Origin of the sequence: Herbaspirillum sp. B65 (genome assembly GCF_000333555.1) — a bacterium.
Lineage (GTDB): Bacteria > Pseudomonadota > Gammaproteobacteria > Burkholderiales > Burkholderiaceae_D > Herbaspirillum > Herbaspirillum rubrisubalbicans.
On sequence record NZ_BADI01001080.1, the window covers coordinates 1 to 12,148 of the forward strand.

The window sequence follows — 12,148 nt, forward strand, 5'->3', positions numbered from 1 at the left end:
TGGTTCCCGGTCTTCACCATCGACCGCATCACCATGCGGCGCGACGCCATCTATCACTCCACCTACACCGGCAAGCCGCCCGATGAGCCGGCGGTGCTGGGTGTGGCGTTGAATGAAGTTTTCGTCCCCTTGCTGCAGAAGCAGTTTGCCGAAATCACTGATTTCTACTTGCCTCCAGAGGGATGCAGCTATCGCATGGCGGTAGTGCAGATGAAGAAATCTTACGCCGGCCACGCCAAGCGGGTGATGTTCGGCGTGTGGAGTTTCCTGCGCCAGTTCATGTACACCAAGTTCATCGTGGTGGTGGATGAGGATGTCGACATCCGCGATTGGAAGGAAGTGATCTGGGCCATCACCACCAGGGTGGATCCGGTGCGCGATACGGTGCTGGTGGATAACACCCCCATCGATTACCTGGACTTCGCTTCGCCCATCAGTGGGCTGGGCAGCAAGATGGGCATCGACGCCACCAACAAGTGGCCCGGTGAAACCAATCGCGAATGGGGTACGCCCATCGTCATGAGTGATGAGGTGAAAAAGCGCGTCGATACCATCTGGAAGGATCTGGGGATTTGACATCGCGCGCAGGTGACTGCGCGCATTGCACTTGTTCGATACCGCGTAAATTGTTTACGTATTTTGCGCGGGGTTTCACTTTCTGATGCACTGCAATGATTTCGCTGGTCGGGGTGCGGTGAATTGGGATACAATGCACCCCGGCGGGCCCCTGCGCATTGTGGCATGGTCAACCTGGTCAGGTCGGGAACGAAGCAGCCACAGCCATTTCCCGCAAGTGCCGCAGACAAGGCTCGCCTCTTCTCTTTCTTCCGCTGTTCCTTCCAGTCGTTCAGTTCTACTTCCCCCGTACTGCATGTCATCACGCGTGTTTCATCGCGCAATGCCATGAAAAAAGGCTGACGCGCACATGTCGCATCAGCCTTTGTCAGCCGTTTTCCGCTGCGTTTACTCGTGCGGATCCAGGCGATCGGCGAGGATCGCGGAGACGCCTGTAAAGGCCGGATATTCTGCCGTGATCACATAGGTCGGAATGGCCTTGGTGAGTGCCGACATGCGCCCCTTGTTCTCGAAGCGGGCGCGGAAGGGCGAGCGGGCGAAGTAATCGCCCAGGTGCGGCACCACGCCGCCGCCGATGTAGATGCCACCCAGCGCGCCCAGGGTCAGCGCCAGGTCGGCGGCCACCGTACCCAGCATACTGCAGAACAGGTCCAGGGTTTCCTGGCAGAGGGCATCGCCTTGCTGCAAGGCGCGCTCGACGATCTCGGCGGCTTTCAGCTCGGCTGCGGCATGGCCATCGATGGCCAGCAGTGCGCGGTGGATGAATTCCAGGCCGGGGCCGGAGACCAGCCGTTCGGCCGAGACGTGTTCATGGAATTGCCAGGCATAGGTCAGCACCGCCGCTTCGCGCGCATTGGCCGGAGCGAAGGCGACATGACCGCCTTCGCTGGCCAGCGGCAGCCAATGGCCGTCGCCCCGCACCAGCCCGCCCACGCCCAGTCCGGTGCCGGCGCCCACCAGGCCCACTGGCTGACCAGCTTTGGGCGCACCGCCACCGATCTGCTGCAGCTCATCGGCGCGCAGTTGCGGCACCGCCATCGACAGCGCGGTGAAGTCATTGACCACCAGCAGCAGCTCCAAACCCAACAACTGGCGTGCCGCCTCAATCGAGAAGGCCCAGTCATGGTTGGTCATCTTGATCTGGTCACCCTGCACCGGATTGGCGATGGCGACGGCCGCATGTCTGACCGGGGGATGACCGGCCAGCTTCAGATAGGCTTGCACGGCATCGGTGAATTCACGGTAGTCGGCGCCGCGCAGCACCTGCACTTGTTCGATCTTGCCGGGCGCGGTTTCCAGCGCGAAACGGGCATTGGTGCCGCCGATGTCGGCCAGCAGGCGCGGCCCGCCGGCATGGGCGTTGAGGGAGGAGGCAGTGGGGGCTTGCATCATCTTGTCCTTGTTTCTTCATGCTAACAGGAGGTGGGCGGCAGGGCGCATGGCCGTGCTGCCTGCCACATGGCATCGGGTATGGGTTGCTGGGGGCTTGCCTAGGGCGGCCCTAACGGGTATGAGGCAAGCCGACGCGCCAGGTTCCGGCGGATGAGCTACTGCTCATCCGCATCGGCGCGCATGGTACCAGTCTTAGGCAAGCTGTTGTTGCAGTGCCGAGCGCACCTGGGCAATGACCTCGCTCCAGTCCTCGGCCTGGGTCTGGCGGAAGATCGTGAAGCTGGGATACCAGGGCGTATCGCTGCGCTCCAGTTGCCAGCGCCAGCAGGTATTGACGCGGTTGAGCAGCCACACTGGCTTGCCCAGTGCACCGGCCAGGTGGCACACCGAGGTGTCCACGCTGATGAGCAGGTCGAGGTTGGCGATCAGCCCTGACGTATCGGCAAAGTCGTGCAGTTCTGCCGAGCAATCGCGCACGTGGGCCGATAGCGGATGGGCGCGCAATTGCGCCACTGCCGCCTCGCCCACCTGTACCGAATAGAACTCCAGTCCGGAATGCTCGCGTGCCAGCTCCACTACCGGCGCCAATGCCGCGAAGGGCAGCGAGCGCTGCTCGTCGATGCGCACCGCCTCCGGGTGGGTCTGGGCCGAGCTGCCGGCCCAGACCAGGCCCACGCGCAGGGCCCGGTTATGCGGCAGGCGCTGCAGCCAGCCGGCCCAGGCGTCGGCCTCGGGCAAGAGATAGGGCGCGCGCGGGATGTCGGCTTCGCTGAAGCTTTGGCAGGCCAGCGGCAAGCTCATCAACGGGCAGTGATAGTCGAAGCCCGGACGCAGGAATTGTTCGCTGCTGATGACTTCGGCCGCGCCAGGTACCTTGGCCAGCAGGCGCAGCAGCGCCGGCGGCACTTCCAGGATCACGCGCGCGCCCAGGGCCGCCACGCGCGGCAGGTAGCGCACGAACTGCAGGGTGTCGCCAAAGCCCTGCTCGGCATGGATCAGGATGGTCTTGCCCTGCAGCGATTGCTCGCCCAGCCACAGCGGTTGCAGGAAGTGGCGCACCTGGGCGCGCATCTGTTCGGTGGCCCAGCGGGTTTCGAAGGCTTTCCAGCCATTGGCGAAGTCACCCTGGCGCAATTTCAGCAGGGCATCGTTCCAGGCGGCCGAGTTGGCGTCGGGCTTGAGCTCGCGGGCGCGGCGATAACATTCGGTGGCTTCGGTAAAACGATACAACTGCTCCAGCGTGGAGCCGCGGTTGAACCACAGGTCCGGCGAACTATCGTCCAGCGCCAGGGCGCGGTCATAGGCTTCCAACGCTTCCATCGGGCGCTGCATCTTGAAGAGCACATAGCCGCGGTTGGACTGGGCTTCGAAAAAGTCCGGCTGCTCCTGGAGGGCGCGATCATAGGCGCGCAGGGCTTCCTCGAACTGGTAGTTGTCCTTGCAGGTATTGCCGAGGTTGAACCAGGCTTCGATGAAATCGGGGCGCAGCGCGACGGCGCGTTCATAGCTGGTGCGGGCGTCACGATAGCCGTAATGCTCGTGTTGGCTGTTGCCCAGCTGGAACCAGGCATCGGCATTGTCCTGTGCCAACGCCACGGCACGCTTGAAGTCGGCCAGCGCTTCGCGGCTGCGCTTGAGGCGACGCAAGGCTGCTCCGCGTGCCAGCAGGGCGTCTGTAAAGGCCGGGTTATGCGTCAGGATCTGATCGTAGCGTTGCACCGCTTCTGCATCGCGGCCCAGATGGACCAGCGCGCCGGCATGGTCGAAATAGGTATCCGGGTGATCAGGATTGAGTTCGATGGCATGGGCCAGTTGCGCCTCGGCCGCTTCCCAGTCCTCCTGGTGCAGCTTGAGCATACCGTAGAGGTAATTGGCCTCGAAATGCTTGGGCAGCTTGGCCAGGACCTTCTTGTAGAGCTCTTCGGCGGGAGCCAGGTCGCCCTGTTGGTGCAGGGCTAGGGCTTTTTGCAGCAGGATGAGTGAGGCGTTGGCTTGCTGACGCATGGTGTTGTTTTGAGTGAAAAAGAAGACAGGCGCAATACCAGCCTGATTATGTAGAAGTGTCCCAAATTCATGCCGTTTTATTTGGCCGATTACAGCCGGAAATGTCGCCTATATCTCTGTTGCTCCAGCGCCAAGCGGCCTCATGACTTTTCTTTTACACTACCAAGACGTCAGACAACTGAGTTCAGAGTTCAGAGTTCAGAGATCAGAGGTCGGCGCAAGCCGGCATCGACCGGTCTTTTTACGCGCAGGCCGGCCTTGCCGACAGCCTGCATTCGCCAATACGGAGTCTTGCCGATGAGTTTCGCCATTCCCGCGCCAGCCCAGACCACCATTCCGGTGGTAGGCGGCTTGCCTTTCCCGGTCCGTCGCATCTATTGCGTAGGCCGCAACTACGCCGCCCATGCCCGCGAAATGGGTTACGACCCTGACCGCGAACCGCCGTTCTTCTTCATGAAACCGGCCGATGCCATCGTCCCCACCGATTCCGTGGTGCCCTATCCAGTGGCCACCGCCGACTATCACCATGAGATCGAAATGGTGGTGGCCTTGGCCAAGGGGGGGCGTGACATCCCGGTAGAGCAGGCGCTGGAGCTGGTCTACGGCTATGCCGTGGGCCTGGACATGACCCGCCGCGATCTGCAGGCCCAGGCCAAGAAGATGGGCCGCCCCTGGGACATGGGCAAGGGCTTCGATCACTCCGCGCCTTGCGCGCCCATCGTGCCGGTGGCCCAGGCCGGCCATCCCGACCAGGGTGCGGTATGGCTCAAGGTCAATGGCGAAGTGCGCCAGCAGGGTGATTTGGCTGACCTGATCTGGAACGTGGCCGAGACCATCTCCTACCTGTCGGGCTTGGTCGAGCTGTTCCCGGGCGACCTGATCTTCACCGGCACTCCGGAAGGCGTGGGGGCGGTGGTCAAGGGTGACCAGTTGCAAGGCCATGTCGATGGCTTGCCCGACATCAACATCACCATCGGCTAAAAGTACCGTGGCAAGGGCGTCGCAGCGGTTTTTGACGCCCCCTGGATGGGCCGTTTCCGGCCGCCCGCGCCATGGCTGGCGGGCCGGGAAACCAAACTGTCATGATGCCCGGGTCGATGCGGCGTATAATAGAGCGCTTCGGGAGTTCCGGGCCACGCAAATGGCCGTCCCCGTCAGCATCTTTTTGCATCATCCGAAGCGCCCGGCCGTGCAGGTTTGGCCGGTTCGCCCGTAACACATCAACACAGAAAGCAATCAGAACCCGTGCCCATGCACCGGAGCCGCCTGGCGGTTGCCGCGGCGCTGTCGCACCGTTCGCAATACACCATGTCCGACACCACGTCCGCGTCCGCAGCACCGGCTGCACCTGCCGTCCGCTTCGAAGATTTCGGTCTCTCGCCCGATATTCTCAAAGCCCTGGCCGAACAAGGCTACGTTCACCCGACCCCGATCCAGGCCCAGGCCATTCCTGTGGTGCTGCAAGGCCGGGACGTGATGGGCGCCGCCCAGACCGGTACCGGCAAGACCGCCGGTTTCTCCCTGCCGATCATCCAGCGCCTGCTGGCCCATGCCAGCCATAGCGCCTCGCCCGCCCGTCACCCGGTGCGCGCCCTGATCCTGACCCCCACCCGTGAGCTGGCCGACCAGGTCGCCGACAACGTGGCGGCCTACTGCCGCTTCACCCCGCTGCGCTCGACGGTGGTCTTCGGTGGTGTCGACATGGCGCCGCAGACCGCGATCCTGCGCGCCGGCGTGGAAATCGTCATCGCCACCCCGGGCCGCCTGCTGGACCACGTGCAGCAAAAGACGGTGAACCTGTCGCAGACCCAGATCCTGGTCATGGACGAAGCTGACCGGATGCTGGACATGGGCTTTCTGCCCGACCTGCAGCGCATCATCAACCTCTTGCCCAAGCAGCGCCAGAACCTGCTGTTCTCGGCCACCTTCTCGCCGGAAATCAAGAAACTGGCCGCCAGCTTCCAGAACAACCCGGTGACCATCGAAGTGGCGCGCAGCAATGCCACCGCCGAAAACGTCACCCAGACCATCTACAAGGTGGAGGAAGCGGCCAAGGCCGATGCGGTGAGCTTCATCATTCGCCAGCGCGAACTGAAGCAGGTGATCGTCTTCTCCAATACCAAGATCGGCGCCTCGCGCCTGGCGCGCACCCTGCTGGCCGAGGGCGTGAAGGCCTCCGCCATCCACGGCGACAAGACCCAGTCCGAGCGCATGGCCGCGCTGGAAGCCTTCAAGCAAGGCCAGATCGAAGTGCTGGTCGCCACCGACGTGGCCGCACGCGGGCTGGACATTGCCGAGCTGCCCTGCGTGATCAATTATGACCTGCCCTACAACGCCGAAGACTACGTGCACCGCATTGGCCGTACCGGTCGCGCCGGTGCCTCGGGCGACGCCATCTCGCTGTTCTGCGACAAGGATGAGCGGCTGCTGGTCGACATCGAAAAGCTGATCAAGAAGAAGTTTGAACGCGCCGAACTGAGCGGCTTTGCGCCGCGTGCCCGGCATGAACGCAGTGAGCGGAGTGAACGTTCGGAACGCGGCGAACGCGGTGAACGTGGCGAGCGCAGTGACCGCGGTGAGCGTAGCCGCAGCAGTCGTGAAGGCGGTGCGCCGGCAGCTCGCCGCGAGAAGATCGATCCCTGGTTCCTCAAGCCCTACGAGCCCAGTACCACCGAGACCGTTTCCACCAAGCCGGAACTGGCCAAGAACAACCGTCCCAAGCCCAAGGTGGCGGCCCTGCTGGGCGGAATGCCCAAGCGCTGAGCTTTTTTCTTCACTGCGGCCCGAAGCGCGCTTGCCAGCCGGTGAGCGCCAGGCGCCAGAATCCCTCGCGGTCGCGCGCCGCACCGGTCTCCAGTTCCAGGAACGCAGCGGCCTGCTGCAAGGCTTGCAGCGGCTGGCCCAGGTCCAGCGCCTGTGCGCCGTTCTGCTTGGAAAACTTCTCCCCCGTCGCATTCATCAACAGCGGCACGTGCAGGTAGCGTGGCGTGGCGTAGCCCAGCAAGCGCTGCAGGTAGATCTGGCGCGCCGTGGAGTCGAGCAGGTCGGCGCCGCGCACGATGTCGGTGACGCCCTGTTCGGCATCATCGACCACCACCGCCAGTTGATAGGCCCAGAAACCATCGGCCCGCTGCAATACGAAATCCCCGACCTCGGAAGCCAGGTGCTGCGCCTGCGGCCCCAGCCAGCGATCCTGGAACTGCACCAGCTCGCCCGGCTGGCCGGCATCGGGCACGCGCAGCCGCAGTGTGCGCGCTGGTTTGCCTGGTGCCAGGCCCGGGCGGCAGGTGCCGGGATAGATGGCCGCGCCATCGCTGGCGGTGCCCACCCGCGAATCGGCGATTTCCTTGCGGCTGCAACCGCAGGGGTAGGCCAGCGCACCCAGGCGCTCGCGTGCCAGTTCATAGCGTGCCTTGCGCTGGCTCTGCACCAGCACCGGCCCATCCGAATGCATGTCCAGCGCTGCCAGGGTGGCGATGATGTCATCGGCAGCCCCTGGGACGGTGCGGGTTTCATCGATGTCTTCGATGCGCAGCAGCCAGCGGCCTTGATGCACGCGCGCATCCAGATAGCTGGCCAGCGCCGCCACCAGCGAGCCGGCGTGCAGCGGGCCGGACGGCGAGGGCGCAAAACGGCCGACGTAGCCTGCCGCCCTCATGCCGGCTCCTGCGGCGTGATCGGCCCCATCAGCGACTGTCGCACATGGGGCTGGGCCAGGTACTGGATGAACCACTTGAGCGACTTGCCCTGTTCGGCCTTGGGCCAGGCCACCATGAAGTTGTCATTGGGCTTGGCGGCCAGGGTCTGTTTTTCCACCAGCGCGCCCGAGGCCAGGTAGGGCGCGGCCCAGATGCGCGGCAGGTGGCCGCAGCCCAGCCCGGCCAGTTGGGCTTGCAGCTTGTCGGCCACGGTGGCCACCGTCAGTGTTTCCTGGCCCGACAGCAGGCCCATGGTCAGGGTTGGCAGCGACTGGCTGTTGTCGCCCACGGCAATGGCCCGGTGGCTGCGTACCAGCTCGGCCGAGAGCGGTTCGGTGACGCTGGCCAGCGGGTGCTGCGGCGCCACGGCAAAGACCCAATCCACCGCGCCCAGCTCCTGCATCTGGAAGCGGCCGCTGGTGCGCACCACTTCCGGCCCATCCAGGGTGACGCCAATGACCAGGTTGGCACGGCCTTCGATGAGCTTTTCCCAGGCCCCGGTCAGCACCCCAGGCGTGAAGCGCAGGCGCGTGCCGGATTGTTCACGGTCGAAGGCCTCGATGATGGGCAGCATCTTGTCGAAGGGGATGAGGCTGTTGAGCACGATGTGCAGCTCGGTCTCGCGCCCGGTAGCGGTGCGCTTGACGCGCTGCTCCAAGTCGCTGGCGGCCAGCAACAAATGACGGCCCTCCTGCAACAATTGCAGGCCGGCCGGTGTCAACTGGGCCCGGTGGCCGCGGCGGTCGAACAGCAGCACATCCAGATCGTCTTCCAGCTTGCGCACACTGTAGGTCAGGGCCGAGGGCACCCGGTCCAACGCCACGGCAGCAGCAGCGAAGCTGCCTTTGCGGTCGATCATGTCCAGGATCAGCAGGGATTCCAGGGTCAGGTTCACGGCGATTCCACTTGTTTAAATTTTTTGAATGAACACTACGGATTTTAGACCTTATCTGCCGAAAAGATAGCCACTATAGTGACGCCATCGACAAACATTTTGACCAAATCAATTCCGGTTTGTGTCTTATTGAGAAAGAGGTGTTGACATGATTGAAATCCGCAAAGCGAACGATCGTGGCCACGCCAACCACGGTTGGCTGGATTCGTATCACAGCTTTTCCTTCGCCGACTACTATGATCCCAAGCACATGGGGTTTGGCCCCTTGCGCGTGATCAATGAAGACCGCGTGGCCGCCGGCCAGGGCTTCGGCACGCACGGTCACCGTGATATGGAGATCATTTCCTATGTGCTCGAAGGTGAACTTGCGCACAAGGACAGCATGGGTAACGGTAGCGTGATCCGTCCGGGCGACGTGCAGCGCATGAGTGCCGGCACTGGTGTGCGCCATTCCGAGTACAACCATTCCCAGGATGGCACCACCCATTTCCTGCAGATCTGGATCATGCCCGACCGCGCCGGCGCCGAACCGGGTTACCAGGAAGCGCATTTCTCGGCCGCCGACAAGGAGGGCAAGCTGCGCCTGGTGGCCTCGCCCGATGGCCGCGACGGCTCGGTCAGCATGAATCAGGATGCTCTGCTGTTTGCCGGCCTGTTCGATGGCACGCAAGCCGCCCAGTACACCCTGCCGCAAGGCCGCCTGGGCTATGTGCACGTGGCCCGTGGCAAGGTGAGCGTCAATGGCCAGTCGTTGGAGGCCGGCGATGCCGTCAAGCTCAGTGTGGTCGATCGCATTGAGATCGCTGACGGCGAGAAGGCTGAAGTCTTGTTGTTCGACCTGCCGCGCTGAGCACTTCAGCGCCCACCTGCAGGATGCAGTTTGCAGTAGCAAGCCCGCCGGTACCGATCACACCGGCGGTTTTTCCCGCGTTACTTCACTCTCTAGAGAAGGAATTTCGTCATGACCAAAGTTGCCATCGTTTATCACTCCGGCTACGGCCATACCAAGAAGCAAGCTGAAGCCGTGCAGGCTGGCGCTGCCGGCGTCGCCGGCGCCGCCGTCGAGCTGATCGCCATCAGCGCCGAAGGCACCATCACCGATGAACAGTGGGCCAGCCTGGATGCGGCCGACGCCATCATCTTCGGTTCGCCGACCTACATGGGTACCGTGTCCTGGCAGTTCAAGAAGTTTGCCGACGCCTCCTCCAAGCCCTGGTTCAGCCAGAAGTGGAAGGACAAGGTCGGCGCCGCCTTCACCAATTCGGCCACCATGAACGGCGACAAGCTCTCGACCCTGCACTACCTGTTCACGCTGGGGATGCAGCACAGCATGATCTGGGTCGGCACCGGCCTGATGCCTGCCAACAGCAAGGCGGCCCAGCGCAATGACATCAACTTCGTCGGTTCCTTCTCGGGCTTGATGGCACAAAGCCCGTCGGATTCCTCGCCGGAAGAAGGCCCGCTGCCGGGCGACCTGGAAACGGCCAAGCTGTTCGGTGCGCGCGTGGTGGAAACGGCTGCCAAGTTCAAGAAGTAAGATTCACATCTTCTGCAGAAGATGTGAATGTATGAAAAAGCCGACCTCACCAGGGTCGGCTTTTTGCTGCCCATGGATGGGGCGGCTTGATCTGGCGCTCAGGCTGCGGCGGAACTGGTTTGCTCTGCCGCACGCTGCTTGGGTGCACAGTGCGGGCAAGACTTGCCCGGCACGTAATCCGGCGAGAGCTGCTCGCGCGGGGTGACCACGGCGCGGCAGGCGAAGCATTGTGCAGTCTGGGTTTCCTTGAGCTCGGGGCTCAGGGCGGTGCGATAGTCGAAGACGAAGCAGTCGCCGTTGTAATGGGCACCACCGACGTCTTCGAAATACTTCAGGATGCCGCCTTCGAGCTGGTAGACATGGTCATAGCCGATGTTCTGCATATGAATGGCAGCCTTTTCGCAGCGGATGCCACCGGTACAGAAGGTGACCACGGTCTTGCCTTCGAAATCGGCCTTGTGGTCTTCGATCACCTTGGGAAATTCGGTGAACTTGCTGATGCGGTAGTCGACCGTGTTGTCGAAGGTACCAACGTCGACCTCGAAACCATTGCGGGTGTCGACCATCACCACCGGGCGGCCTTCGTCATCATGCCCTTGGTCCAGCCAGCGCTTGAGCTCCCTGGGCTCGACGAAAGGCGCGCGACCCAGCTCGGGCTTGATCAGCGGATGCTTCATGGTGATGATCTCGGCCTTGAGCTTGACCAACATGCGCGTGAAGGGTTGCTTCTCGGAATAGCTTTCCTTGACGATGAGGTCGGCAAAGCGGGCATCGGCGCGCAACCAGTTCAGGAAGGCGTCGATATCCTGGCGCAGGCCGGCCAGGAACAGGTTGATGCCTTCCGGGCTCAGGATGACGGTGCCGCGCAGATTGTGCTGTCGGCAAAATTCCAGGAAGACCGGGCGCTTTTCAACGGTGTCATCGAAACTGACGAATTTGTAGGCGGCGATGTTGACGTAAGGTGTATCAGGGGACTGCATGGTTCGTTGCTCAACTCTAAGTCTTTGAATTGACAGCATTATAACCGCGCCCGGGCAGGGCGTTCGCAGCAATTTGGCGTGGCTGGGCGGCTACTGTGGCGCTTCTCTGATGCAGATCAAGGCGGGCAATTTGGATTGCTGTGTAGTTTTTGGTAAATAGTTATCAAGGAAGACAATATTCCTGATAAAAGCAACACACAGGAAAGAAAGGCGAGTGCCAAGCTCCGGTAGAATGTCGCCCCATGACTACCCCGCAATTTGTACACCTCCGTATGCACTCGGAGTACTCCATCGTGGACGGCCTGGTGCGTATCGACGACATCGTCAAGGCCGCCGCCAAGGATGGACAGGCCGCCTTGGCGGTGACCGACCTCGCCAATCTGTTCTGCATGGTGCGTTTCTACAAGGAAGCGCGCGGCAAGGGCGTCAAGCCCATCGCTGGCTGTGACCTGTGGATCACCAACGATGCCGACCGCGAAAAGCCCTTCCGCCTGCTGGTGCTGATCAAGAACCGTCATGGTTACTTGCAGCTGTGTGAAGTTTTGTCCCAAGCCTGGCTCAACAACCAGTACAAGGGCCGCGCTGAAGTGCGCATGGAATGGTTGGAGGCGCTGCGCCACCAGGAGGGTGGCAATGGCTTGATCGCCCTGTCCGGGGCCGCCATGGGCGATATCGGCCAGGCCATCGACAATGGCAACCTGGCCCAGGCCGAAGCCTGCGCGCGTCGCTGGGCGGAAATCTTCCCCGGCGCCTTCTACCTGGAGCTGCAACGCGCCGGCCAGGCCAACATGGAAGTTCAGGTACGTCAGAGCGTCGCACTGGGCGCCAAGCTGGGCCTGCCCTGCGTGGCCACGCACCCGATCCAGTTCCAGAGCCCGGAAGAATTCATCGCCCACGAAGCCCGCACCTGCATCGCCGAAGGCGAGATCATGGCCAATGCGCGCCGCGTGCGCCGCTTCAACGAGCAGCAATACTTCAAGTCGCAGGCCGAGATGGCCGAGCTCTTCGCTGATCTGCCGGGCGCGATCGCCAATACCGGGAAATCGCCAAGCGCTGCAACCGGTAT

Annotated in this window: 9 protein-coding genes, 1 other RNA gene and 2 pseudogenes; 7 read left to right on the forward strand and 5 right to left on the reverse strand. The window is 62.7% G+C overall.

What is annotated here, in order from left to right:
• Together I5W_RS25635 and ffs are read left to right on the forward strand one after the other, a co-directional pair.
• Window positions 1–576: pseudogene (locus I5W_RS25635) on the forward strand (UbiD family decarboxylase domain-containing protein); the annotation flags it as partial.
• A 142-nt stretch (window positions 577–718) separates the two neighbouring features.
• Window positions 719–817, forward strand: an RNA gene (ffs, locus tag I5W_RS30565) — signal recognition particle sRNA small type.
• Between the two features lie 146 nt (window positions 818–963).
• Here the strand turns inward: ffs and I5W_RS25640 are convergent.
• Together I5W_RS25640 and I5W_RS25645 are read right to left on the reverse strand one after the other, a co-directional pair.
• A complete protein-coding gene (locus I5W_RS25640) occupies window positions 964–1,968 on the reverse strand; it encodes a glucokinase (protein ID WP_044531376.1) in 1,005 nt (334 codons plus the stop codon).
• A 192-nt stretch (window positions 1,969–2,160) separates the two neighbouring features.
• Window positions 2,161–3,972, reverse strand: coding sequence for a tetratricopeptide repeat protein (locus tag I5W_RS25645; RefSeq protein ID WP_044531377.1), 1,812 nt, complete (start codon window positions 3,970–3,972; stop codon window positions 2,161–2,163).
• Window positions 3,973–4,269: 297 nt separating this feature from the next.
• On the opposite strand from I5W_RS25645, the gene I5W_RS25650 reads away from it, so the two are divergent.
• On the forward strand, window positions 4,270–4,953 hold the full coding sequence (locus I5W_RS25650) for a fumarylacetoacetate hydrolase family protein (RefSeq protein ID WP_017452188.1): 684 nt from the start codon (window positions 4,270–4,272) through the stop codon (window positions 4,951–4,953).
• Window positions 4,954–5,280: 327 nt separating this feature from the next.
• Window positions 5,281–6,735: a DEAD/DEAH box helicase gene (locus I5W_RS25655; RefSeq protein WP_026052375.1), complete on the forward strand. Its 1,455-nt coding sequence runs from the start codon at window positions 5,281–5,283 to the stop codon at window positions 6,733–6,735.
• A gap of 10 nt (window positions 6,736–6,745) precedes the next feature.
• Here I5W_RS25655 and gluQRS read toward each other — a convergent pair whose 3' ends face one another.
• Complete coding sequence (gene gluQRS, locus I5W_RS25660) at window positions 6,746–7,630, reverse strand: tRNA glutamyl-Q(34) synthetase GluQRS (RefSeq protein WP_044531378.1); 885 nt, start codon at window positions 7,628–7,630, stop codon at window positions 6,746–6,748.
• Window positions 7,627–8,565: a LysR family transcriptional regulator gene (locus tag I5W_RS25665; RefSeq protein WP_044531379.1), complete on the reverse strand. Its 939-nt coding sequence runs from the start codon at window positions 8,563–8,565 to the stop codon at window positions 7,627–7,629. Before I5W_RS25665 ends, gluQRS begins: the two co-directional genes overlap by 4 nt.
• 148 nt (window positions 8,566–8,713) lie before the next feature.
• Here I5W_RS25665 and I5W_RS25670 point away from each other — a divergent pair, with 148 nt between their 5' ends.
• Together I5W_RS25670 and I5W_RS25675 are read left to right on the forward strand one after the other, a co-directional pair.
• Window positions 8,714–9,415 carry a pirin family protein gene (locus tag I5W_RS25670; RefSeq protein ID WP_044531380.1) on the forward strand — a complete coding sequence of 234 codons (702 nt, stop codon included), beginning with the start codon at window positions 8,714–8,716 and terminating at the stop codon, window positions 9,413–9,415.
• Window positions 9,416–9,526: 111 nt separating this feature from the next.
• Window positions 9,527–10,102: a flavodoxin family protein gene (locus I5W_RS25675; RefSeq protein ID WP_017452193.1), complete on the forward strand. Its 576-nt coding sequence runs from the start codon at window positions 9,527–9,529 to the stop codon at window positions 10,100–10,102.
• Between the two features lie 98 nt (window positions 10,103–10,200).
• On the opposite strand, the gene I5W_RS25680 is transcribed toward I5W_RS25675, so the two are convergent.
• Window positions 10,201–11,082, reverse strand: a complete 882-nt coding sequence (locus tag I5W_RS25680; protein ID WP_017452194.1) for a sulfurtransferase — start codon at window positions 11,080–11,082, stop codon at window positions 10,201–10,203.
• A 242-nt stretch (window positions 11,083–11,324) separates the two neighbouring features.
• On the opposite strand from I5W_RS25680, the pseudogene I5W_RS25685 reads away from it, so the two are divergent.
• Window positions 11,325–12,148 (forward strand): annotated as a pseudogene (locus tag I5W_RS25685) (PHP domain-containing protein); the annotation flags it as partial.